Source organism: Corynebacterium kroppenstedtii (genome assembly GCF_016894245.1).
Lineage (GTDB): Bacteria > Actinomycetota > Actinomycetes > Mycobacteriales > Mycobacteriaceae > Corynebacterium.
This window is the reverse complement of the sequence record NZ_CP069792.1, coordinates 456,310-480,296: the sequence shown is the minus strand read 5'-3', so window position 1 is coordinate 480,296 and position 23,987 is coordinate 456,310. Positions and strand designations below refer to the sequence as shown.

Genomic DNA, 23,987 nt, shown 5'->3' with positions numbered 1-23,987 from the left:
CGTAACTTTTTCTCTCTGCCGGAATCTCCGGGGACGGGTCGGTACACGATCCACGGGATGATTACGGGCCTCATTACTCTTTTCACATTGGCCATTGTTTTCTCGCCAGTGCTGGCCATGCCGGGCCTGACGGGCGTATTCATCGCAATGTCGGCCCGTGATATGCCCCCGCTACGCCGGCTCCGCATTCTTATCGTTTTCGGCGTGTGCTTTGTCGCGTCGCAGGCATTGGGTGTTGTGATCTCCGGCAACATCTTGGTCATGGTTGTGGTGATGGCACTGATGGGCTGCTTCGGCAGCATCGTTTACCACAGCTTGATTACCTTCCCCCCGGGCGCCATGCAGTACGTCATTGCCTGTGCCGTGGCAACATACCTACCCACCAGGGGTGTCGACGGGGTAACTCTGGTGACAGCAGGTGCGTGCGGGTACGTCATGGCGCTGTGTATTTCAATGGGTTTGCAGTTGGTGGACCGCAACAAAGCGATGCGCGACGACATCACCGCGGCGGAGGACGCCGTGGCGGCGATGCGTGAGGAAAATCTGACGCACACAGAAGCCGCCCGACGTCGTGTGACGGCGCATGCAGCAGTTTTTACAGCCTTGGAGGATGTGCGCTTGGGATATGGTTGGGGGCGCCAACTCAAGCCACTGTCGACATTCGGCCGGTACGCTGAGAAAAAGACCCGGGATATCCACACGCAGTTCGTAGAAGCTGTTGTGTGGCGTCGGTGGCATACACTCCGCAGGATGAAGTATCGCGTGAATGCGGACCACCCGCCGAAATTGTCGCGCGTATCGCCGCATTTGGGCCCGCCGTCGGCTCTTCGTCGTGTGAAATGGTCGCTGAGTTTTCGCTCGGCGGCAGTGCAAATTGGACTGCGCATGGGCATGTCGATCTTCCTGACAGGGGCGCTGACCTACGGTTTGGGTTTTGGCCACCCGTATTGGGCGGTGATGACCTCAGCCATGGTGCTGAGCTTGGGCAAAGACCGGATTAGCACAACGCACCGCGGTTTCGATCGCGTCGTCGGCACGTTGGTAGGTATCGCCTTATTCGGCGTAATCCATGTCATCGATCCACCGACGGTACCTCTGCTTTTGATCTGTGCCCTTCTGTATTCGACCACCCTGTTCACCATTGGGCGCAACTACGCGTTGGGGTCGGTGTGGATCACCGCAATGATCCTCCTGATTCTTAACACCGCACCCACCAACAACTTGACCGCAACCGAGATTGTCTCCCAGCGCGCAGGGGAAACAATTATCGGCGCCATCGTGGCTCTCTTTGTGTTGTGGGTTACAGGGTCCTCTCGGGCGCCGACGTCGATCGTGCGGAGGCAGGCTCGTCGTGTTCTTCTTGCCGACGGTTTCCTGTTGGATTATGTGGCGGAGCGGACGGACCTGACGCGTCCGGGCATAGTGGCGCGTCGCCAAGTGTTGCTCGAGCTCAGCGCATCTCGTCGGATGGAGGAACTATATGCTCGTGACTTGCCCAAGGACCTGGCCGAGTGGGAGGACCTCTCGGCGCTGATTAACGAGTTCTCGTATGTCGTGTTGTGCGGCTGTTGGGTCGAAAACCCCGACGAGGTGATTGATGCGCGGCGGGCGCGCCGGGCACTGAACGAAATGATCCGACGCTTGCCCACGATTGATGGGATTCCGCTCGACACGAACAACGCCAGCGACCTCATGAAGCGCGTGCTGGTCGCGGCCAGGCCTACGTCAATGACTCCATAGGCTCGAAGCGTTTACCGTATTTCGCTGCGAGTTCACGAGCACGTGCGACGAATCCGGGGATACCTCGGGTGGGGTAATCGTCCCCTGCGTCGGCGGGGAGGTCAGCATCCTCAGGCCGGGCGTAGTTCTTGATGTACTGGCGCGTTCCCCCAGTCCACGCAGGGAATCCGATCCCCATAATGGAGCCGATGTTGGCGTCGGCATCGTCCATCAGTACCCCCTCGTCGACGCATTTCTGTGTTTCCAGAGCTTCGGCGAAAAGGATTCGTTCTCGCAGGTCAGCGAAGGTGGGGGCACCCTCGGAGGGCTGGTTAGGGGCATCGTCGCGTCGTCCAACGTGGTCCCTGTCGGAAACCTTTGTTTCGTAGTCACCGATGGACACACGTCCGGCGCCTAGTTCCGTCCACAGGCCATCCCATAGACCAGTGCGCTTCCCGTCGGTGTAGGTGTAGAACCCTCGGCCTTCGAGTTTGCCTGGCCGGTCATAGTCGTCGAGCATCGCATCGACGATGGTGGCGACGCCTCCGTCGTCAACTTGAACACCGGCTGCATGGGCGGCCTTGGCGTTTTCGGTGTTGATTTTGCGCACGAGCTTGAGATTGAGTTCGTCGGTCAGCTGCAAGGGCGGTGCCGGGTAGCCGGCTTGGCGGCCTGCTGCTTCGATGACGGCAGGGTCGATGCCCTCGGCGAGCATGCGTAGGGATTCATCCAGCATGAACCCGATGACGCGCGATGTGTAGAACCCGCGAGAATCGTTGACGACGATGGGCGTCTTGCGGATTTGTTGCGCAAAGTCGAGCGCCCCGGCGAGAGTCTCGTCATCGGTTTTCTCACCCTTGATGACCTCGATGAGCGGCATTTTGTCCACGGGAGAGAAGAAGTGGATGCCGATGAAGTTCTGGGGGCGAGTGACGCCCTCGGCGAGGCCCGTGATCGGCAGTGTCGAGGTGTTGGATCCGAGGAGGCAGTCGTCGGGGACGGCCTCCTCAATTTCGGCCCACACTTTGTGTTTGAGCTCAGTGTTTTCAAAGACCGCTTCGATGACGATGTCGCAATCGGCAAGGTCGGCGTAGTCGGCTGTCGGTGTGATGCGGTCCAGGAGTGCTTGCGATTTTTCGGTGGTGGTACGTCCCCGGTCCAGTGCTTTCTTCTCCAGCCCCTCCGAGTACGCCTTTCCGCGTTCGGCGTTGGCCAGTTCGACATCTTTCAACGCGACCTCTAGCCCCGCCTTTGCGGCAACGTAGGCAATGCCTGCGCCCATCATTCCGGCGCCGACCATGCCCAGCTTTTTGAACCTTTTCTTTTCGACATTCTTGGGACGCGAACCCCCGCCATTGCAGTGCTGCAGATCAAAGAAAAACGCCTGCATCATGTTGGTCGCTGTAGGTCCGGTGACCAGCTCAACAAAGTAACGGGTTTCTATGTCGAGGGCGTGGTCGAAGTCCACCTGTGCGCCCTCAACCGCTGCGGAAAGGATCGCTTTCGGCGCGGGCATGGGAGCGCCCTTGATTTGCTTGGTCACCGTCGCGGGAAATGAAGGAAGAATGCTCGCTAGCTTGGGCGATGTGGGGGTTCCGCCAGGAATGCGGTAGCCCTCACGGTCCCATGGCTGCGAAGGTTCAGGGTTGCTGGACAGCCAATCGCGTGCGGCGTCGATGAGCGTGTCACAGGCGACGACATCGTCGATGAGGCCGAGTGCTTTAGCCTGCTCAGGACGCATGCGCTTGCCCGTGGTGAGCACTGACATGAGTGCTTCTTGAATCCCCAGCATGCGGACAGTGCGTGTCACACCGCCACCACCTGGCAGAAGACCCAGAGTCACTTCGGGAAGGCCAATAGTGGAACCATGAGCATCGGCGGCGATGCGGTAGTGGCAGCTCAATGCGATTTCTAACCCGCCGCCGAGGGCAGCACCGTTAATGGCGGCGACAACGGGAACACCGAGCGTTTCCAGCGCCCGGAGGTCTTTTTTCATGCTGGTTAGCATGTCGTAGGTGGCTTGGGCGTCGTCGGGGCCCGTGTTAATCATGGAGGTAATGTCGCCACCGGCAAAGAACGTTTTCTTCGCAGACGTGATGATGACGCCCGTGACTGCCTTGTCGTCGACGGCCGCGGTGAGTTTCTCCACCGTGTCGTGGAGGCTCGCGCGGAATGCGTCGTTCATCGTGTTAACGGGTGAGGCGGGATCATCCATGGTCAGGGTGACAATTCCGGAATCGTCAGTGTCCCAGTGGATCGTTGTGTTGGTCATCGTAGGCTCCTTGGGCTGGTGAGTGTGGTCATTCGTGTCGGCGTTGGCCTGGGTAAACATTGGTTAGATGTTGCTTTTCACCATCGACTAGATGCGTTCGATGATGGTGGCGACCCCCATACCACCAGCGACGCAGAGTGTGATCAGCGCGTAGCGGCCGCCAGAGCGGTGGAGTTCGTCGACGGCGTGTCCGATCAGCATGGCGCCGGTCGCGCCGAGCGGATGGCCCATGGCGATGGCTCCACCATTGATGTTGAGTTTTTCGTCGGGAATTTGGAGCTCGCGCTGTGCGCGGAGGACGACGGCTGCAAAGGCTTCGTTAATTTCCCACACATCGATATCGTCGGCGGTGAGCCCCGCTTTATGGAGTGCAGCACGTGCAGCAGGTGCGGGGGCGGTCAGCATGATTGTTGGTTCGACGCCGGTGGTGGCGGTGGCCACGACGCGAGCACGGGGAGTAAGCCCCATGTCGGTACCAGCTTGTTCAGTGCCAATGAGCGTCATGGCGGCGCCGTCGACAATGCCTGAGGAATTGCCTGCATGATGAATGTGATTGATGTGCTGAACCTGCGGGTACCGGGTCAGTGCGGCCGCGTCGAAACCACCGATCCTCCCCACTTTGGCGAACGACGGCTTGAGCCCGGATAGCGATTCGACGGTCGCGTCAGGGCGTATGGTTTCGTCCTTATCGAGAAGCTGGAGGCCATTCTGGTCTGTGACCGGGACGACGGAGTTGGCAAAACGGCCCTCAGCCCACGCGTGAGCAGCGCGTTGGTGAGACCGTGCCGCGTAGGTGTCGGCGTCCTCTCGTGTGACATTATCCAATGTGGCAATAAGGTCGGCGGAAATTCCCTGGGGAACAAAGTCCGTGTGGAAGGCAGTTTCGGGGTCCATCGCCAGGGCTCCGCCGTCGGATCCCATGGGAACCCGAGACATGGATTCCACCCCTCCGGCCAGAACGAGGTCATCCCACCCGGAGCGAACTTTAGCGGCGGCCAAGTTGACCGCGCTGAGGCCCGACGCACAATAGCGGTTCACCTGAACGCCGGTGGCGGAGTAGGGGAGGTCCGCCATGAGCGCCGCTGTCCGCGCGATATCCATTCCCTGGTCCCCGACGGGTGTCACGCAGCCGGTGATGACGTCGGAGATGCGTTGTTCGTCGATATCGGGGTTGCGCCGGCGAATTTCTTTAATAAGCGTGGTGAGGAGTGTGATCGGTTTCGCAATGTGCAGCGAGCCCGTGCTTTTCCCTTTGCCACGGGGTGTTCGAAGCGCCTCGTAAATGAATGCTTGGGGTTGGGTCTCGGCGGCAGGTGCCATGTGGTTTCTCCCTGGTTGATCATTGTCGTACAAGTGCGTACGCGTTCGTGCAGTCTGTACGCATTCGTGCGCGTTCGTGCAGGTGGTGTGCGAGCGCACTCACATACCCGTTTAAATGTGTTATGAGTCACTATATGTGAGTGGGGTGGAAATGTGTCGGGAGAACAGGAATAAATTTTTCATGGGGGTGCCCGACGGCGACGCTTGAAGCTACGGCCTCCTATCTAGCTCGCTATCTCCCCAGCTCAGCCACGTCTACGATGAATGATGGTTCAGGTATTTCATGGCTGCGCGTCCCCCTCGATGGCCCGCGCGCGTAGCACCCACGGTCGAGGCGGTCGATCCATAGCCGAGGAGGAAAATGCGTGGATCTCGTTCAACGCGCACTTCATCGCGCATTTTTATGCCGCCGCCGGGCATGCGTAATTTCAGCGGTGCGAGGTGCTCGAGCGCATGGCGGAACCCCGTGTTCCAAAAAATGACGTCGACGGTTTCGTGGTGGTGGGCGTCGTACGGTTGCCAGCTTTCGGGAACAGCGAGGTGATCGGATGAGCTGGGCCCAAGACCATCCGCCGACGCCGATGTCGGTGGCTCAAAGTCAACGCCGTCACTAGTAATGCGGGTGAACATTCCGCGGCTCACCAGGACGCCCTCGCGGACACCGTTGAGGTAGGTATCCCATAGCGGAATGCCGGTGGTTCGTACCACGCTGGCGGGTTCGTCGCCGGCATAGGTGCGTTCGCGAACAGCTTGTTCAACATCGCGGCCCCACCGCGTATCGAATGTGCGGTCGGTGAAATTAGGTGGCCGACGAGTTGCCCACATCGTTTCTGTCACAGGGGCAAGTTGAAGAAGAAACTGCACGGCACTCAAGCCACCCCCAACGACCAGCGTTTTCTTGCCCGCGAAGTCGTCGGCAGTAGTGAAATTCACTGTGTGGAGCTGTTTGCCCTGAAAGTCCGCAATGCCGGGAATATAGGGAATGTACGGGTGCGTCCACGTTCCCGTCGCATTTAAGACGACGTTGCAGGTCACAGAAGAGCACGTCCCGCCTTTCACCCACACCACGGTGAGCACGTCAGTGTTTTCTTCGCTGTTGCAGACGCCGATGACTTTGGCTGGGCGCTCCACGGCAAGTTCGAATTTCCGCTCATACTCGCCGTAGTACTGGGCGACGACGCGCGACGCGGGAATGTCCGGGTCAGGGTCGCCGAGCGGTAAGCCGGGGAGGTCGGCAATCCCGTGGGCGGCATCGAACGTGAGCGAGTCCCACCGGTTTCGCCAGGCACCGCCGGGGCCGTCATTGGAATCAAGAATGAGGAAGTCGTCCCCGGGTGTGAGACCACGGTGGACGAGTTCATGAGCGCCGGCAAGACCAGCTTGTCCTGCACCAATAACGACTGCCCGGTAGTGGTCTTTCATGCCTCCTCAGTGTAGCTAAGCGCAGGGGAGTGGCAGGTGGGAGTGGCAGGCGCGTTTACAGCAGGATCGGCGCCACAAGGAATCCCAGAAGAACGCACACTGTAATGGATACCGTGCCGGGAAGGACGAAGGGGTGGGAGAGCGGTGTTTTGCCCACGCGGGTGGAACCGGTGTCGTCCATTTCCATCGCTGCAACCGTCGTCGGGTAGTTAGGGAGCAAATAGTAGTTAGACACCGCAGGGTAGCTGGCCACCAATGCTGTTGCGGGGAGACCGAGTTTTACGAACAACGGCATGAAGGCGGATGTTGTCGCAGCATGGGAGAACATCAGGGGAGCGGCGAAATAAAAGAACACGGCAGAGAGCCACGGTTGTGAATGTAGGGCTCCAGAGAGGCTGTGCGAAATGGTGTCGGCGTAATGGCTAACGAACATATTTCCTAACCACGCGAGGCCCATGATGCAGATAGCTGCGGTCATGCCGGAACGGAAAGTTTCCTGAGTGGTGATCTCGCCGAAGGGTTTCTTTGCTAAACCGCAGATGACTGCTGCCGCGGTCAGCATGACGGCCATGATCGCCAGTGTCGCGCTCAGGGGCGGGTTATGGACAATGCCTAGCTCTTTTGAAGTGACCGTCGCGTAGGCGACAACCAAAATAAGAGCAAGTAGGAAGACGAACAAACTAGGGACTGCACTCCGAGCTGGAGTGTAGTTTTCAATACCGGCTGCCGACGGTTTCACAAGGCCTTGTTTCTTCCGCTCCTGGTAGACGGGGTCATCAGCCAGTTCTTTACCTTGTCGAGCGGCAACAAATGCTCCAGCTGCGCACCCGATGAATGTCGTCGGGATAACAATCGCTAAGCACTGCAAGTATCCAACATGGAAGGGATCCAAAGCGACGACCAACGCGGCCATAGCAGCAGAAATTGGTGAGGCTGCCACACCAATTTGTGACGCCACGACGGCGATGGATAGAGGACGGGACGGGCGAATCCCGCGTTCTTTAGCGACGTCGACAATGATCGGGATGACGGAATATGCGGTGTGGCCAGTTCCGCACAGGAGTGACATGACGAACGTGACCAGGGGAGATAAGTAGACGATTTGTTGCGGGTGCTTACGCAATAGTCGTTCCGTCAGATGAACCAAGTAATCCATGGACCCGGCCACTTGCAGTGCGGCCACGGTGCAAATAACAGCCATGATGATTCCGATAACAGCCCACGGAATATCGTCTGTCGATGTTGAGACCCCAGTGATGGCGAGTACTAGGACACCTGCTGCACCCGCGAATCCAATGCCAATTCCCCCGAAACGAGCCCCCAGAATAATGAAGGCAAGAACGATAAGGAGATGAAACCAAATCATCAGTCACTCCGTTCAGCGCAATTTTAATTTTTGTGATGATGAGCCGAGAACAGACTAGGGCTAGTGACGGGCCCGACGCCATTCTGAATCACTTAAGTCGGTGTGATATTTCTAATTACTGTGATTTTGATCAAATAGCGGAGCGATCACGTAGCTAACGCAACCAAGCGGTTATTGTGCCCATCGCGTTAACGTTCTCACCTAATGAGAGTGATTAAAGGGATTCGGGGGATTTCCCTGGAGGCCGACGGATAGCTTGCCGTGCGTCGAAGTACAAGTACAGCCCAGCCAGGATTAAGATCATCCCGCTCACTCCTGTTATCCAGGGAACTGCCTTACTCCAGATATTCAGTGGCTTAATCACATTCTGAATATCGTGTAACCGGGCTTCTTTCGTGCGGTCATCCCATGAGGCGTCGAAGTGAAGCATAGTTCGGGAAGGGTGCGCTAATTCCTTATCCTGGTTTTCCTTAATCGTTTTTGCCTCATTGTAATTTTGGGCATAAAAAACCCATAACGTGGCCGAACTATTAGTTATTATTCCGGTAGCTGGCTCAACGTTTATAGTTCGGGAAGCCACATAGTACGGATCCATTTGGATGGGGGCACCAGAACTTAATCCCCACGAGGACGCAGGAATATTCCGCCGAAGCTGATCTAATTCCTGCCGCTGCTCCTCCGACGCATTGCCCGCATTGTCCATAAGCCGTCGTTGCGCGTCGTAAAGGTTGACGGGCCCCAGGTCCTGGCTGAATTGATAAACATCAATTCCCTTCGAATAAATACCGTTCCCGCGTTGTTGAATCGCGTTGACAAAGTCGATAGGTGTGGCGGTACCGGTGGCAGCATCAAAGAACCGATACGACCGTCGCTCGGACCCGAAGGGAAATCGAAATTGGTAGCCATCGCGGACAAAATCGTTGGTGGATACCTTCACACCGTCACCCAGCCCCAGAGCAGATAGATCCACCGATACGGAGGATTCAGGCTTTTTCGAAGGGAATGCTGTGTGTCGGTTCAGTACGACTTCGTCGTGGATCGATCCGATCTCATTATCCGCGTTCGTCTGACGCTTCGTGTCCGAGCCATTCTTCCTTTCCTGAGTGTCCAGGTCTCCAGCGTAGAGCGTCGATACTGCGCGAAGTTTTGTCGTCTTTTTCGACGACGCCGCCGTCGTTACTTTTTCACTCGTCCGCAGCGGCACCTCTGTTTCGATATAGCAGCGCGTCGGCATGGATCGCCCGACACAGGCCGGGTCCGAGGAATGAGACGCGGACGGATGACCGGCCTTGAAGGCAGCCGAGTCGATGAGAATCCCCCGGGTTGGCGCAGTGGAGACGTCGTAGTCGATATTCGCCGGCAATTCTTTGAGCGAGGGGACGATGAACGTCGGCGCGGCGATGGCAATGACTAACAAAATGGCGCCGGCACACAGAGAGCTGCGGGTGATAGCTCGGCGGTGCCGCGCGCCGAATGCGCTACCGGGAAGTCTGGACAAGACGCTGCGGCCACCCGCGTTCGCATTCACGGACTCTCCTCATCGACGGTGTGATGTTCTAACCCTAGGTGGGGGATACGATCTGCGTCTACTTCGTGGTCCAGTCGCCGAGGCACCGGGCGGGCGTTGGCGGGCATTAACACTACCGACGGGCCTCAGATCGCAACTATTTGTTGTCGGGAAGCGGAGGAACGATAAGCACTGGCTTGCCGGAGTGGCGCAAAACGTTATCAGACACGCTGGCCTGGAAGAGCGACTTGAACCCGGTGAGGCCCCGTGTTCCGGACACGATGACGTCAGCGCGCAGTTCTTCGGCGGCGTCGACGATGGCGCTCCAGATGGTGGTAGCGGACTCCACCAAGAACGGTTCTGCCTCAAAGCCGTTCTCGCGGGCGATCTCTACCCCTTCTTTGCACGTTTGGAGGGCCTCGGCGTGTGCGGGGTCGCCGTCCTCGGGGTTGTCGGCAGGTTGGTAAATGGCGCCAGCCATGGAGGCACCGACGCCCCGGTTAGCTTGGTGCTGGAGCGGTTCCCACGCCGTCAAAATATACGCGCGGGGCGTGCTGAGGAAGCGGCCCGCGTATTCTAGTGCCCTCTTCGCTTCGACGGAGCCGTCGTAGGCGATGAGCATGGTGTCTTTGTGGTCCCCATTGTTGGCGTCAGGGCCTGGATTCGTCGGTTCTGGGTGAGCTGAAGTCGTGTCAGGCATAGGAAATCCTCTCGGTAGGTACGGTCCCAGTGTAGGTCTCTTAGTTTAGGTACGGGGTTAGTGCATATAAGCTAATCGCTGTGTCTAGTAGTAAACACGCGCGTACGTCCGCTGGCCCCGGACGAAAACATCACCGTGCTGCCTGGTGGTCACTGGGTTTCCTGCTTTTCCTGTTGCTGATGGCAGGAATTGCGTATGCCACTGATCTGGTAATGAGTCAGGGGCAAGTGCCCCGTGGCGTCAAGGTAGGTGGCGTCAGCATTGGTGGAATGAGTAAATCGAGTGCGGATACCATGCTCCGCAATGAACTAGGAGATAAGGTTCGCGAGCCTGTCTCTATTAACGCTGGCGATATGACCTCGTCACTTGATCCGACGATGTCCGGTCTACGGGTGGATTGGGATCAAACAATCGAGAATGCCGGCCATCAACCGAAGAATCCGTGGACCAGGATTGAGTCATTTTGGAAAACCCGCGAAGTCGGCATTGTTAACGATGTCGATGAGGGTTCCTTAGACAATGCACTCCAGCGTGTTGATAAAGAGCTCACCCGGGAGCCTGTTAATGCCGAACTCGCTATAGGTTCCGACGGTAAAGCCGACGTTAAAGATCCGGTCACTGGTCAAAAGATTAACCATGATGAACTGGCTGAGAATGTTTCAAAACATTGGTTGAACACCACACGCGTTGTGGAGATTCCGGCTGAAGAAGTTAAGCCTGAGATCGGCGAAAAAGCAGTTAAGCAGGCCGAGCGGGACGTTCTCAATAAAGTGGTCTCCGGCCCGTTAATTTTTAAGGGCCGCGATGATGTGAGCGGAATTATTACCCCAGAAGATATGGGGCAAATCATCACCTTCCGGGCCGATGGTGACCATTTCACAGCCGACTACGACGACAGCGCCGCGAAGTCGATTCTTTCCTCGCAATTAAGTTCCACCGAGCGAACAAAGAAGGATGCAGATGTCCTTATTGGCGACGACGGTTCGGTCACGGTCACATCGCCTAGCCAAGATGGGGTGAGCATTAACTGGTCAAAAACCCTCGATGATTTGGAAGGGAAATTAACGAATACCACTGTCCGTGATTATGACGTCGCCTACACGGATGATAAAGCGACGTTTACAACGGAGATCGCTGAAAAGGCGGATTTTCGTGAGACGATGGGGGAATTCACGACGGGGGGATATGCGGCGGATTCCGGGGTCAACATTCGCCGCGTGGCGGAAATGGTGAATGGTGCCATCGTTTCTCCAGGTCAAACTTTTAGCCTGAATGGATTCACGGCCCCTCGTGGGGAAGCGCAGGGATTCGTGAAAGCCGGCATCATTAAAAACGGCCATTCGGATGAAGGCGTTGGCGGGGGAATCAGCCAGTTTGCTACGACGCTCTATAACGCCACCTATTTCGCGGGAATGACCGATGTGGCACATACGCCTCATAGTTATTACATTTCTCGATACCCTGCGGGCCGGGAAGCCACCGTGTACGAAGGCTCTATTGATTTAAAATTTAAAAATCCTTTTGATACGCCGGTCATGATTAAAGCATTCACCGGTGATGATGATATTACTGTGCAGATTAAGGGCATTCCACAGGTGAAAGTGGATTCTATTCAGGGGGAGAAAACAAACTTCACAAGCCCATCCTCACAGCAATTGTCAGGTCCTGATTGTCATCCCTCATCGGGGTCTCAAGGATTCACCGTGACGGATACGCGCGTTGTGACGTCATTATCCACCGGGCAGGAAATTTCCCGTGATACAACGACAACCAAATATGATCCGTCGCCAAAAATAACCTGTTCTTAGAGAGGTACTCGTGAGCTTTCCTTCGCCCCGTGATTTGTCGTCACAGGGACCGGCATCCCCCGATCCATATTCGGGAGACCCATACTCGGACGCTGTAGGTAGCCCCTCGGGTTCGTCGCGCCGTCGAGGAGTTGGGTGGGGGCTGGTGACCCTCGTCGTCGGCGTTATCGCCTATTCCGTCGTGATGCGCGTCATGGTTCGGACGGATAACCTCAATCTTTTTCCGACGCTGCTCCTCATCGGCGCAGTTACGGTTCCGCTTGCTGTGCTTTTTGTTGCCTACGCTGCCGACCAGCGCGTTCACGGCCACGAGGGGCTGGTTGCGCTCACCGCTGTTTTCGGCGGAATCGTCGGGACAACCACTGCAGGTTCGCTAGAGTTCGACGTCTTACACCGCATGCCTTGGTTAGGCATGTTGGCTGTGGCCGTCATCGAGGAAACGGCCAAGCTCATTGTCCCCGGAGTGATTTACCTGTGGGGTCGGCGCCGGACTGCGGGAATGGGTGTTGTGCTGGGCGTCGCCTCCGGTGCCGGGTTCGCCGTGCTGGAAACGATGGGGTACGGCCTTAATGCGCTTATTGCTACGCATGGGAATGTGGACGCCGTGAGTGCGACCCTCTTGCTGCGTGGGCTCTTGTCCCCGGCGGGCCACGTGGCGTGGACGGGCTTCACGGTGTGGGCGTTGTGGCGGTGCGCTGATACGCCTGCACCGAGCAATGGCCGACGGGTGTTTGCCTGGGCCTGGGTAACCGCGGTCATGCTGCACGCTGTGTGGGACGGAACATCCTTGTGGATCCTGCACATCGGCGTCGTATTCATCAGCGTGCTCGGATTACTATCTCTGATCGTGTGGTCGCGGTCGACCTCTCGTCGCAAATCGACGTCTTCGTGGGAGGTTGCGTGACAGCGACTGACATCTATCCGGATCACAAAAATGATCAGAGTCTCAAGGATCGAGCTAGTCGAGATCGATCGGTGAAGGAGCGGTGGACTAAGCATTGTCGCCGTCGGTTCGCTAACAGAGGTACGTATCGCTATCGGCTTCCGGGGCTACGATCTCTTTCGCAGGATCAATTAGTCACGACGCGCCGTGTGGGGATGACCCTATGGGCAGTGGCAGTCTGTGCGATCGGTGTACTCGCCGGCTGGTCGGAAGTGGTATCGCTGCTGGTTCCACTGCTTTTTGTCGGTTTCGCAATTTATTCGTTAGGGCACAGTCGCCTGGCCTACATACTGGTGGACTGGGGCCCGTTCATTCTCTTTTTGCTCGCATATCGGGGAATTAAAACCGTCGTCGGTTGGATGGGGATTCCGGTCCAATGGCACTTGGCGCCCGACGTTGATCGCTGGCTTTTCGGCGGAACACTGCCGAATGTGTGGCTTCAAGAACATTGGCGCTACGCGCATGCACCCTGGTGGGAATTCATTCTCATGGCCGTGTATTCCTCATATTTCTTCATGCCCTACACGGTGGCGTTTATTGAATGGTTACGGTCGCGCGCGGAATTCCGTCGATACATTGTTGGTTTGCTCGCCGTTTCATTTATTGGTTTGGGAATTTATGTTTTTGTTCCCGCGGCTCCTCCGTGGGCGGCAGCGCGGTGCACACCTGCCGACGTAGCCGACCAGCCTTCCCATACGCCGTGTATGTTCTCCGCTGAACATGCTGGTGAGGGTTCTATCTTGGGCCCGGTGAACAATAAGAATGACTCGCCCGAACCCTGGGTTGAACGCCTTACTGCCCATGCGTGGAGCCAGATTGCCCCCTTTGGTCTGGCTGATGGCGTCAAAGATTTTCAGGACGGTGCCCGCCGTGAGGAACGCACTGATGGTCCGACCTTGGGTCCTGTGGAGCCTGTCCCCGTGGGCGAAGGCCCGCTCGCTAAAGCACAAGCGTCGTCGAATTTGGTCTCGGCGATTCCGTCCTTGCATGCCGGAATAACGATGTATTTCGCTACTTTTCTGTTCAGCCGTCGTCGGTGGAAGTGGGGAAGTATTGCGTTGATTTACGCGCTAACAATGGGATTTGCGTTGGTTTTCTTCGCTGAGCACTATGTTTTCGACATTATTCTTGGATGGACGTTGGCTGCCGCGGTGCCGCTTGTTCAGACGTGGTGGATGTCCCGTCGTCGTGAATCGATTAATAAATAATAAGTAATAGATAAGCTGAACACTTTCGGGTGGGTTCTCTTTTCAATTGGTGTGATGGGCACTATTGTCCTGCGTAAAGCTCTCACGGAAGATAAATATGCGCGCATCACAGACCGTCCATTCCCAGCTCCCTACGCGTTCTGACCGGCTCGATTCATTGCCTTTCGGTCGCGAACATCGCAAACTTCTCGTTGGTTCAGGTGTCGGGTGGGCTCTGGACGCCATGGACGTCGGATTGATCAGCTATGTGATGGCCGCGCTGGTGGCCGAGTGGTCCCTGTCGAACACGCAAGCCTCGTGGCTGGGATCCATTGGTTTCGTGGGCATGATGATTGGCGCCTCCGTCGGCGGTTTGCTCGCTGACAAGTGGGGGCGCCGCAATGTTTTCGCCCTCACCCTGCTGACTTACGGCATCGCGACGGGTGCCGCGGCGTTTTCCGTCGGCTTAGTCATGCTGCTGATCCTGCGCTTCATCGTCGGCGTGGGCCTTGGTGCGGAATTACCGGTCGCGTCGACGCTGGTCTCTGAGTTTGCCCCGCGGAAGAACCGCGGGCGCATCGTTGTGGCGTTGGAATCGTTCTGGGCGGTCGGCTGGATCATGTCCGCGCTGCTCGGTTACTTCCTGGTGCCGAAGGAATGGGGCGGCTGGCCCGGCTGGCGGTGGGCACTGCTGGTGGGAATCGTCCCCGCCGTCTACGCCCTAGTTGTTCGTCACGGACTACCCGAGTCTGTGCGCTTCTTGGAGAGCCGGGGTCGCCTTGCGGAGGCCGAGCGCAGCGTTCGCCTCTTCGAGAAAGGATCGTCACGTGATTCGACGGTTCCTTTCGATGAAGCAGTGGCGTTGACGCCGACGTCCGTCGCCAAGGGAGATACCACGAAGGGCACGGTGGACGGGGTCACCGTGGAGAAGAACCGCCTAGGTGAGAAAGCTGGTGGAGACTCCTCGATATTCAGTGCCCACATGCGAGGCCGCACGACTGCCCTGTGGGTAGTGTGGTTCTTCGTCAACCTGGCCTATTACGGAGCGTTTACGTGGATGCCGACCTTGCTGTATCTGCAGGGGCACTCGCTGGTGAAGTCCTTCGAGTTCACGTTGATGATGACCCTGGCGCAGCTGCCCGGTTACGCAGCAGCGGCATGGTTGATTGAAAAATGGGGCCGACGCCTAACGTTGTCGGTTTTCCTGTGTGGTTCTGCGGTGTCGGCGATCCTGTTTGGTCTTCAGTCCGGGGCGACGGGAATCATCATCACAGGCCTGTTGCTGAGCTTCTTTAACTTGGGCGCGTGGGGTGCCTTGTACGCGATCGGCCCGGAGATCTATCCGACGGCGATGCGGGGCACGGGCACCGGCGCGGCTGCAGCCGTCGGTCGAGTAGCAGGTGTGGTGGCGCCCTTGATCGTTCCGATCTTTTTGGAGTGGGGGTCAACACCATTGGTCTTCACCATATTTGGCGCGTCATTCTTCATCGCGGTTGCTGGTGCTGTGGCTCTACCTGAGCGACACAACATGGACATGGTGGAGTAACTGGATCTGAAGGAATAAAAACAACAAGCCCTTGGCCACAACCGTGTGACCAGGGGCTTGTTTATGTGGAGCCGATGACGGGAATCGAACCCGCGCCGCTTGCTTGGGAAGCAAGAGTTCTACCATTGAACTACATCGGCATGAAGAACTGCTGTGAAAAATTCGTGATACGCATGACCCAAACGTGATCAGCGAACACTGCAACGCATGTTCCCCCTTTACCGTAGCATTGCCACTTTTGAGCCAACAAAACTCCCGGTCAACGTGCTGGTGGTAGTGGAGCGGATGGAGCCATATGCTTGTGGGGTTCCGGCAGGCCGGGGGTAAACTATGGCCTGTGATTCTCTCCGACCGTGACATTCGTTCTGCAATCGATTCTGGACACCTAGGTATTTCTCCCTTCGATCCGACGATGGTCCAACCCAGCAGTATTGATGTTCGCCTGGACCGCTACTTTCGCGTCTTCAATAATGCGCGCTATACGCATATCGATCCCAAAGAAGAGCAGGAAGATCTCACGTCGTTAGTGGAGGTGAAGGAGGGCGACGCGTTCATTCTCCACCCCGGGGAGTTTGTGTTGGGGTCAACATTGGAAGAGTTCACCCTGCCAGCGGATTTGGCTGGTCGCCTCGAGGGGAAGTCGTCCTTGGGCCGGTTGGGGCTATTGACGCACTCCACGGCAGGGTTTATCGATCCTGGGTTTAACGGCTACATCACGTTCGAGTTATCGAATGCTTCTAATTTGCCGATCGCTCTGTACCCCGAGATGAAAGTAGGCCAGCTGGCGTTGTTCATGATGTCCAGCCCTGCGGAAACACCGTATGGGTCGGGGTCATTGGGCTCGAAGTATCAGGGTCAACGCGGGCCGACGGCGTCGAGAGCATATATGAACTTCCGCTGATCGCCCGCATTCTCGCAGTGAGCGATGTCCGAACATGCTTCAGCGGTGGCTTCCGCGTAAATTCATGGGCATGCGGATGTCTGTGATTGGAACGGGATACCTGGGGTCAACGCATGCGGCGTGCATGGCGGAATTAGGGCATGAGGTCATCGGGGTGGACGTTGATCCGCATAAAATCGAGCTCCTTTCGCGCGGAGAGACGCCGTTTTTTGAGCCTGGCTTAGACGGTCTTATTCGGAAGCATATTTCCTCGGGGCGGCTCCACTTCACGACGTCATACCAGGAAGCGGCGGATTTTGCGCATGTCCATTTTTTAGGTGTTGGCACTCCGCAGCAGAAGAATTCGTATGCAGCTGACATGACCTTTGTTCGTTCTGCTGTGACAGATTTGGTGCCGTTGTTGCGGGGGCGGCATATTATTTTCGGGAAATCGACGGTTCCTGTGGGGACAGCGCGTGCGCTTCAGCAGTTGACTGATCATCTGGTTGCGTCGCAGGATGCGGATAGGTCCTTCACTTCCGCTGAGGAGACGTCGGTGGATATTGCGTGGAATCCGGAGTTCCTCCGCGAAGGCCACGCTGTGCAGGACACGATTCATCCGGATCGCATTGTCCTTGGTGTGGATAACTCGGCTTCCGAGGTAGAAAACGTCGCCAGGGAGATCTATGGACAACCCTTGGCAGAGGGAACCCCGATGTTGGTCACCGACTATGCGACGTCTGAGCTGGTGAAAGTGTCGGCGAATGCGTTTCTGGCGACAAAAATTAGCTTCATCAACGCGGTGTCCGAGGTGTGCGAGGCGTCGGGGGCGGACATCACGGTGCTTGCCGACGCAATCGGCGCGGATGAGCGCATCGGGAGGAAGTTCCTCAACGCGGGGCTCGGATTCGGGGGCGGTTGCCTGCCGAAAGACATCCGGGCGTTTATGGCTCGTGCGGGGGAATTGGGTGCGGACCAGGCGTTGACCTTTTTGCGTGAGGTGGACGCGATCAATCTTCGGCGTCGGGAAAAATTGGTCAGCATGGTGAAGGATGCCTGCGGCGGTTCCTTGCACAACGCACGGGTCACGGTACTGGGTGCGGCATTCAAGCCGGAATCGGACGACGTCCGCGACTCACCGGCGTTGGCGGTTGCGGGGGCATTGAGCCTCGCGGGGGCCCAGGTTAGTGTGTACGACCCTCAGGCAATGAAGAATGCGTCGAAGGTTTTCCCGACGCTCATGTATGCGGACACGGTGTGGGATGCACTGCGTGATGCCGACGTGGTGGTCGTGGCGACGGAGTGGACGCAGTTTAAGCAGTTGGACCCGTCGGAGGCGCGGGCGTGCGTCGCGTCGCCAATTATTATCGATGGCCGGAATTGCCTAGATGTTGACGCGTGGACGCAGGCGGGGTGGTCTGTGCGGGCGTTGGGGCGCAGTTTGTAGCGTTATCGGTATCTACGGCGAAGCAGGACGGTGTTACCAGCGGCCGTGTCCAGTAGCGGGCATGGGGGAATGCTGTCTCCCACGAGTCGATGCGATCTTTAGTGATGGTGGACGTGCTTTAGTGGTGGTGGACGTGAACGTGTCCATGTCCTCCTGTGTTGCTGGCGTTGGCATCAGGCTTGACGGTGACCGCGGCGATGATTGTCGTAATCGGTACAGCGAGCGCGAGTGCAATAGCACCAACGGCTGACCTGACGATTTCAGTCGCGATGAGGTCCGAGGTCAACACTTGTCCCAGCGGCCGCTCCGACGCTGTGATCAGCAATAACATCGGAAGGGCTGCGCCTGCGTAACTGAGAATCAGCGTGTACAACATGGATGCAATGTGGTCCCGCCCCACCTGCATACCGCCCGCGAAGAGCCGCCACGGTGACGCCTTGCGGTCGATGATGGCCAGCTCGTTGACGGTGGACGCCTGCGCCACGGTGGCGTCGTTGAGCGCACCGATCGCCCCAACGATGAATCCCGCCAGCATCAACCCATGGACGGTGACGTCGGGAAGATAAAGCTGAACCAGGAGGTTGTCCTCTTCGCCGAGCCCGCGGAGCCGGGTTCCGTCGATACCCCACCCAGCCATGACCGCGGCAAGGCCTAAAGCGATTATTGTCCCGGCGAGCGCGGAGCTGGACTTCCAACTAATCCCGTGGACGAGGTAAATCACGACGAACATGATGAGGGCACATGACGTGACGGCGAGTAAGAGCGGATCGCCGCCGCGCAGGAGTGCGGGGAGCATAAATGCGCCGATAATCACCATCGTGATGACGAGTCCAACGAGCGATCGCGCGCCTCGCCATGAGCCGATCGCCACCATGGCGATAGCTGTGATGATGAGCCACGCGATGACCGGTACTTTGCGTTGGTAATCGTTGAACGCGTACCCCATGCTGCCATCGTCAGCGGCATGGCGGGTCATGCGGATTTTGTCGCCTTCACGTAAGTCGGGGTCGCCCGGCTTGTGGGACGTCTCTATGAGCGTACGTTTCCCCTTGTCAGTGCCGCTCGTGATGTCGACTATCGCGCGGGTGCAGGTGCCCGTGGATGTGGTGGGCTCGCGGGGTGTGTCGTCGAATGTCCGGCCAACGCTGGGGGATCCACATGCTGCCTCAGTTGTGACGGCGACGGTTCCGTCGGCAATGTTTTGGGGTAGGGATGATGTTTCTTGGAAGGATTTATCGACGCGGGCCGGTGTATCCGATGGCCATAGAGCAAAAGTGGACACAGCGCTGAGAATGAAACCGATGAGCAAAAACCCGGCGAGGATGCGTTGCCCCAGTGTCCAGTTTGTGATGCCTAGCCGAAAGCGCTTGGTGGTTTGTGGGCTGTTCGGGTTTGGGGTTGTTGCTGGTTGCGAGGTTTCTTGGGATGCAGATACTCGCGTCGCTGATATCTGTGGCTGAGTTTCGCGGCGCGAGTTGCTGACCTGTGACCTGCGGGTGTCCGTCGGAAGGGGTGTTTGCCGCTGGGGTGAAGAGTGGGCCGTGTGGGGGCCACGAGGCTGGTATGGTTCGTCGCCGGACGCTGAGTGTTTACCCACAAGGACTCCTCATAGTGGACGGATCTGTCGGTAAAAGTGCAGTTCGGATCACAGATGTGTAGGCCACGGAAATGGGTGTGTAGGCCGGATAAATCTGAATGACGACGCGTAACCGACAGTATGTTCCAGTAGCAGTAACGTGTTTTCAGAATAGCGTGCTTAGGTAGGTCGCAGTCGATGAGTGCCCACGGACAGAGCCGTCATGATGAGGAGTTCACGAGATCTAGGTACCGCGGGCGATGTGTTCTCCGTCCGTTTCGGCGGGAGCCGGTCCTGTTGGTTACTGGTGGTAGCTGGAAAGGAAATTTCCGAGACGCTCGATGGCATCGGCCAAATCTCGGGCCCAGGGGAGAGTAACGACGCGGAAGTGGTCAGGCTCAGGCCAGTTGAATCCGGTGCCTTGGACAAGATGAATCTTTTCTGCGCGTAACAGATCAAACATGAATTGCTCGTCATCATGAATGTCGTAAACATTCCGATCCAATTTGGGGAAGGCATACAAAGCACCCATGGGTTTAACGACGGAAACGCCCGGTATCTCATTGAGCTTTTCGTACGCCACATTCCGTTGTTCTAATAGGCGGCCGCCGGGGAGCGTGAGGTCATAAATGGATTGCTTTCCGCCGAGAGCAACTTGAATTGCGTGTTGAGCAGGCACGTTGGGGCACAAGCGTGTGGACGCGAGCAAATCCAATCCCTCGATGAAACCCTGGGCGTGTTCCTTGGGCCCGGTGAGAACCATCCAGCCCGACCGATACCCAGCTACGCGATACGCCTTGGATAATCCGTTGAATGTGATGCACAACAGATCGGGAGCTAGGGAAGCAATGCTGATGTGTTCGGCATCGTCATAAAGAATCCGGTCATAGATTTCATCGGCAAGAATGAGAAGTGAATTCTCGCGGGCAATATCGACAATTTTCTGCAGTGTTTCCCGGCTATAGACAGCCCCGGTGGGGTTATTCGGGTTGATAACGACGATTGCCTTAGTTTTCGGAGTGACCTTAGCTTTGATGTCTTCGATGTCGGGGTTCCAATTATCGTCCTCGCGGCATAAATAATGCACGGGCTTACCGCCGGCTAGTGAAGTTGCCGCCGTCCAGAGGGGATAATCGGGTGCAGGAATGAGTACTTCATCACCATCGTCGAGAAGAGCCTGAGTAGTCATGGTGATGAGTTCAGAGACTCCATTGCCTAGGTAAATATCGTCAATGTCGGCGCTGGGGAATCCGGGAACTAATTCGTATCGCGTAGCAATGGCACGGCGAGCTGGGATGATGCCTTTGGCAGTGCTGTACCCCTGGGCCGTGGGCAGGGCCGCGATCATGTCACGCATGATGACATCGGGTGCCTCGAAGCCGAAAACCGCCGGATTACCGGTGTTGAGCTGCAGAATTCTGTGACCATCGGCAATCATACGTTCTGCTTCGGCATTGACCGGTCCGCGGATTTCGTAGAGGACGTTGCGCAGTTTGCTCGACTGATCCAGGTGCTTGAGCCGTGGACGCCCAGTGACCTGGGGCGGTGTGGTGCTGGTGTCGGCGTTGTGGGGTGCTGGTGTTGGGTTTGTATCGGAAGAACTCACCCGACCACTATGCCACGCGGCACAGTGAAAAGTGCGAATTTGTTTTTAAGAACCGACATTGGCTAATTGCCGATGTAGATGTGGATATCATCGTCTTTATTCTCGCAGCGCACTAGCCCGGGTTTAAATTCCTGGCATTCCAGTTTGAATGTCGAATCAGAGATGGGGCTATCGATGGTGATGCTTCCTCGATTGTCCTTCGGAGTGTCGTTATAGACCTGGCGTGCCGTGTCCGCCACGGAGCAATCCCATCCCACCGGGATCGCAGAGCGCGTGTATTCTCCCGTGCTACTGCCACATATTTGAACTTGGCGTGCGTCAAGATCGATATTTTGCCCGATCGATCCTTTGATGGTCTTTCCCCCGGGAGTTGGGAAGTTCTGTTGAGCTTGATCAGCCTGGTTATCTTCCGATGGACCTGTTGATGTTTTTTCCGACGAACCAACGGTGAAATTATCGTTATTGGCCATCCAAATAGCGCCGAATAGTGCTGCAAGAACTAAGACAGCGACGACGAACACCAGTGCTTTTGCGGGTGTTGTAGCAATCCAGTTCTTGAACCGTTCTTTCCGCGAACCCCCTGCGGGCTCTTGGTCGGTGTCTGACTGATCGTTAGCCTGATCGGTCGGTCCGTGGTCGGTCGTTCCTTGGTCGGTCGTTCCTTGGTCGGTGGTTGCTCGGTCAGCGGCTGTTTCCTTGCTCCCACCGGAGGCGGTTCGTGAACCTGCGGATCGGCCAGAGGCAGCTGCCGATCCTTGAGCTGCAGCACGGGGTGTTGTGTCGCCCGCTGCGGTTTCCGACGTGTTGGGTGCTGAGGGAACCTGGTGGCCTTGGTTGGTCTCTTCCGTGCCGGCTGCTCCTTGACCGGTGTTTTTACCGTTTACAGTGTTATTGGATTGGGCCTGGGAGGCGTGCTGAACGGGGCGTGACCCGTGCATCGTTGTGCTCTGCGATGTGTCATAGGCGTCGGACGTCACCGTCGACGGTGTACCGTTTGCCGGAGTGTCCGCCGTCGGATTGTTGACTGTGTCATTCGGGCGTTGCTGAGAATCCGGGTGTCCGGAATCCACTGGCGCAGAGTCGTTCGCTTGCACGGGCGTGTCAGATTTTTCGGGACCATCGGCCGATGACGTGGTGGTGCCGTTAGCCTCACGCATCATTTCTGGAGTGATGACGGGGAACCCCGCAGCCCCATTCGTCGAAAATCCACTTTTTGTGTCCGGATTATTTGATTGGGTGTCGTGTGTTTGCGGCTCGTCAAATGCGCGGTCTTCACTGAGGGAGTCGTTTTCGGGCAGAACATCGCGAGCAGTAGGAATGTCGGCAAACTCAGCATCTATAGGGGCACTGTGTGAAGAGGTGGACTCTGTTGTGTCCTGACGCTGCTCCCCCTCTAAACGCTGCTCTTGCCCCTGGCGTTGTTCTTCCGCGCGACGCTGTTCGAATGAGCTGCCCGAGTTGGGCCGGTTTTCTGTGGAAAACTGGTCATTGGATTGGGGGGAATAGCCTTCCGATTCAGACTGTGAAGTCGGGTCGGAGGGGGTTGTGCTCATTCGTCATCCTCAGGCTGTAAAAGTGATACGGAATAATATACATGCGGGGGTACGACCCCACAGCAATAATGCGATAACTAGCTTAGTGTTTTTGTATGCGGGGCGTGAATGGACGGGTATGACGTCGTTCCCATTGGCCTCGCTGGTCGTGCCGGGAAATGGCATCGCTTGTCGGACGGCAGTGAGTTTCTTTGTCGCGATTGCCTCGTGGGCTTTCTACCGACACATAAGATTTCCTAGTAAACTTTACTGTGACGAGGCTCGTACATGGTTGTGTACTACCTCATGTACTAGCCATCCGGTATTCCTCGGGCATGACTGTGGTGGAAAAGTAACTCAGTTTTCCCGTCGGTGGTCCGTTGTAAAAATATGAGAAAGGTTTGACTGATGAACGAAGTTATTTTGGCTGCGGCATCCGCTCCACCGCTAGGCATTATTGGGTGGATCATTATCGGTGGCCTCGCCGGATGGATTGCATCGAAGATCATGGGCACTGACGCCAAAATGGGCCTCCCGCTCAATATCATCGTTGGCATCGTCGGTGGTTTCCTCGGAGGTTGGCTACTCGGTGCAGTGGGCTTTGATGTCGAAGGTGGAGGAAAGTTCTTCAGCTTCCTTACCTGTCTGCTGGGTGCAGTAATCCTCTTGTGGATTGTGGGGCTAGTGACCAAAAAGAAGTAGAGAATGAAAATGTAGGGCGTGGCCTCTACACCGCGCGGTGTAAGAGCCTCAGAGTGCCCTAGAGTAAGGCCTTTAGTAAGCGCCTGAGTATATGCAGAATGAGCCCGGAGCTAGATTCGATCTGGCTCCGGGCTCGTAGTGTTTGCCCTCGAGGTTTTTACTAGGCAACGGAATCCAGTACGCACTGTGACTGGCCATTGGGATGACCCAGCATTGCGTATTATTTCGAAGTGGAGCATAGTGAATTTTTTTCTAACCAATTTTGGTGATGGGGCCAGTTACTACCATGTCTGGTGAATGCTATGTCTAAGGCGCGAATGCTCAGGAACGCAGGCGCTCGTCATCTTTTCGACTATGTGTCATCTGCGGCCAAACAGTGTTCCTTGCGTTACCGTCACGCGTCGGGGCTTCGTCATCGAGGTGATAGGCCCACAATCAAAAAATGGCTGGTGAG

Annotated in this window: 17 protein-coding genes and 1 tRNA gene; 8 read left to right on the top strand and 10 right to left on the bottom strand. The window is 56.9% G+C overall.

The features are described from left to right. Window positions 1-87 precede the first annotated feature (87 nt). Complete coding sequence (locus tag I6J23_RS02240; RefSeq protein WP_204582357.1) at window positions 88-1,740, top strand: FUSC family protein; 1,653 nt, start codon at window positions 88-90, stop codon at window positions 1,738-1,740. On the opposite strand, the gene I6J23_RS02235 is transcribed toward I6J23_RS02240, so the two are convergent. The 6 genes from I6J23_RS02235 to I6J23_RS02210 all read right to left on the bottom strand — a co-directional run bounded on the left by I6J23_RS02235 (window position 1,721) and on the right by I6J23_RS02210 (window position 10,306). After that, window positions 1,721-3,991 carry a 3-hydroxyacyl-CoA dehydrogenase NAD-binding domain-containing protein gene (locus tag I6J23_RS02235; protein ID WP_204582356.1) on the bottom strand — a complete coding sequence of 757 codons (2,271 nt, stop codon included), beginning with the start codon at window positions 3,989-3,991 and terminating at the stop codon, window positions 1,721-1,723. The two genes, I6J23_RS02240 and I6J23_RS02235, sit on opposite strands and share 20 nt — an antisense overlap. Window positions 3,992-4,078: 87 nt before the next feature. After that, complete coding sequence (locus I6J23_RS02230) at window positions 4,079-5,311, bottom strand: acetyl-CoA C-acetyltransferase (protein WP_060941965.1); 1,233 nt, start codon at window positions 5,309-5,311, stop codon at window positions 4,079-4,081. Window positions 5,312-5,566: 255 nt separating this feature from the next. Continuing rightward, the gene (locus I6J23_RS02225) at window positions 5,567-6,733 is read right to left on the bottom strand and encodes an NAD(P)-binding domain-containing protein (RefSeq protein ID WP_204582355.1); all 1,167 of its coding nucleotides are present in this window, start codon (window positions 6,731-6,733) and stop codon (window positions 5,567-5,569) included. A gap of 55 nt (window positions 6,734-6,788) precedes the next feature. Continuing rightward, window positions 6,789-8,099 carry an anaerobic C4-dicarboxylate transporter family protein gene (locus tag I6J23_RS02220; protein ID WP_204582354.1) on the bottom strand — a complete coding sequence of 437 codons (1,311 nt, stop codon included), beginning with the start codon at window positions 8,097-8,099 and terminating at the stop codon, window positions 6,789-6,791. 214 nt (window positions 8,100-8,313) lie between these two features. Next, on the bottom strand, window positions 8,314-9,627 hold the full coding sequence (locus tag I6J23_RS02215; RefSeq protein WP_204582353.1) for a DUF3068 domain-containing protein: 1,314 nt from the start codon (window positions 9,625-9,627) through the stop codon (window positions 8,314-8,316). Window positions 9,628-9,763: 136 nt separating this feature from the next. Beyond that, the gene (locus I6J23_RS02210; RefSeq protein ID WP_412523849.1) at window positions 9,764-10,306 is read right to left on the bottom strand and encodes a universal stress protein; all 543 of its coding nucleotides are present in this window, start codon (window positions 10,304-10,306) and stop codon (window positions 9,764-9,766) included. Window positions 10,307-10,485: 179 nt separating this feature from the next. On the opposite strand from I6J23_RS02210, the gene I6J23_RS02205 reads away from it, so the two are divergent. The 4 genes from I6J23_RS02205 to I6J23_RS02190 all read left to right on the top strand — a co-directional run bounded on the left by I6J23_RS02205 (window position 10,486) and on the right by I6J23_RS02190 (window position 15,790). After that, on the top strand, window positions 10,486-12,114 hold the full coding sequence (locus I6J23_RS02205; RefSeq protein WP_204582865.1) for a VanW family protein: 1,629 nt from the start codon (window positions 10,486-10,488) through the stop codon (window positions 12,112-12,114). Between the two features lie 10 nt (window positions 12,115-12,124). Beyond that, window positions 12,125-13,018 (top strand): PrsW family intramembrane metalloprotease, encoded by an 894-nt coding sequence (locus tag I6J23_RS02200; protein WP_204582352.1) that lies wholly within the window; start codon window positions 12,125-12,127, stop codon window positions 13,016-13,018. Then, complete coding sequence (locus tag I6J23_RS02195) at window positions 13,015-14,265, top strand: phosphatase PAP2 family protein (RefSeq protein WP_204582351.1); 1,251 nt, start codon at window positions 13,015-13,017, stop codon at window positions 14,263-14,265. The genes I6J23_RS02200 and I6J23_RS02195 overlap by 4 nt, the downstream gene beginning before the upstream one ends. A gap of 97 nt (window positions 14,266-14,362) precedes the next feature. Beyond that, window positions 14,363-15,790, top strand: coding sequence for an MFS transporter (locus I6J23_RS02190; RefSeq protein ID WP_046201954.1), 1,428 nt, complete (start codon window positions 14,363-14,365; stop codon window positions 15,788-15,790). A gap of 66 nt (window positions 15,791-15,856) precedes the next feature. On the opposite strand, the gene I6J23_RS02185 is transcribed toward I6J23_RS02190, so the two are convergent. Next, window positions 15,857-15,930, bottom strand: a tRNA-Gly gene (locus I6J23_RS02185). 197 nt (window positions 15,931-16,127) lie between these two features. Here I6J23_RS02185 and dcd point away from each other — a divergent pair. Both dcd and I6J23_RS02175 read left to right on the top strand, forming a co-directional pair. After that, window positions 16,128-16,691, top strand: coding sequence for a dCTP deaminase (gene dcd / locus I6J23_RS02180; RefSeq protein ID WP_046202128.1), 564 nt, complete (start codon window positions 16,128-16,130; stop codon window positions 16,689-16,691). A gap of 70 nt (window positions 16,692-16,761) precedes the next feature. Then, complete coding sequence (locus tag I6J23_RS02175; RefSeq protein ID WP_204582350.1) at window positions 16,762-18,117, top strand: UDP-glucose dehydrogenase family protein; 1,356 nt, start codon at window positions 16,762-16,764, stop codon at window positions 18,115-18,117. A gap of 118 nt (window positions 18,118-18,235) precedes the next feature. Here I6J23_RS02175 and I6J23_RS02170 read toward each other — a convergent pair whose 3' ends face one another. The 3 genes from I6J23_RS02170 to I6J23_RS02160 form a co-directional block, all read right to left on the bottom strand. Then, window positions 18,236-19,714 carry a YibE/F family protein gene (locus I6J23_RS02170; RefSeq protein ID WP_204582349.1) on the bottom strand — a complete coding sequence of 493 codons (1,479 nt, stop codon included), beginning with the start codon at window positions 19,712-19,714 and terminating at the stop codon, window positions 18,236-18,238. Between the two features lie 280 nt (window positions 19,715-19,994). Beyond that, window positions 19,995-21,203 (bottom strand): pyridoxal phosphate-dependent aminotransferase, encoded by a 1,209-nt coding sequence (locus I6J23_RS02165; protein ID WP_204582864.1) that lies wholly within the window; start codon window positions 21,201-21,203, stop codon window positions 19,995-19,997. Window positions 21,204-21,361: 158 nt separating this feature from the next. Continuing rightward, the gene (locus I6J23_RS02160) at window positions 21,362-22,852 is read right to left on the bottom strand and encodes a hypothetical protein (protein ID WP_204582348.1); all 1,491 of its coding nucleotides are present in this window, start codon (window positions 22,850-22,852) and stop codon (window positions 21,362-21,364) included. Window positions 22,853-23,239: 387 nt separating this feature from the next. Here I6J23_RS02160 and I6J23_RS02155 point away from each other — a divergent pair, with 387 nt between their 5' ends. Beyond that, entirely contained in the window at window positions 23,240-23,533 is a 294-nt protein-coding gene (locus tag I6J23_RS02155) for a GlsB/YeaQ/YmgE family stress response membrane protein (protein ID WP_204582347.1), read from the top strand. Window positions 23,534-23,987: the final 454 nt, after the last annotated feature.

Bases quoted from the DNA above. Each gene is read 5' to 3' on its own strand.
- I6J23_RS02235 (WP_204582356.1), bottom strand. From the start codon at position 3,991: ATGACCAACACAACGATCCACTGGGACACTGACGATTCCGGAATTGTC.
- I6J23_RS02220 (WP_204582354.1), bottom strand. From the start codon at position 8,099: ATGATTTGGTTTCATCTCCTTATCGTTCTTGCCTTCATTATTCTGGGG.
- I6J23_RS02155 (WP_204582347.1), top strand. From the start codon at position 23,240: ATGAACGAAGTTATTTTGGCTGCGGCATCCGCTCCACCGCTAGGCATT.
- I6J23_RS02210 (WP_412523849.1), bottom strand. From the start codon at position 10,306: ATGCCTGACACGACTTCAGCTCACCCAGAACCGACGAATCCAGGCCCT.
- I6J23_RS02160 (WP_204582348.1), bottom strand. From the start codon at position 22,852: ATGAGCACAACCCCCTCCGACCCGACTTCACAGTCTGAATCGGAAGGC.
- I6J23_RS02205 (WP_204582865.1), top strand. From the start codon at position 10,486: ATGGCAGGAATTGCGTATGCCACTGATCTGGTAATGAGTCAGGGGCAA.
- I6J23_RS02225 (WP_204582355.1), bottom strand. From the start codon at position 6,733: ATGAAAGACCACTACCGGGCAGTCGTTATTGGTGCAGGACAAGCTGGT.
- I6J23_RS02190 (WP_046201954.1), top strand. From the start codon at position 14,363: ATGCGCGCATCACAGACCGTCCATTCCCAGCTCCCTACGCGTTCTGAC.
- I6J23_RS02175 (WP_204582350.1), top strand. From the start codon at position 16,762: ATGCGGATGTCTGTGATTGGAACGGGATACCTGGGGTCAACGCATGCG.
- I6J23_RS02230 (WP_060941965.1), bottom strand. From the start codon at position 5,311: ATGGCACCTGCCGCCGAGACCCAACCCCAAGCATTCATTTACGAGGCG.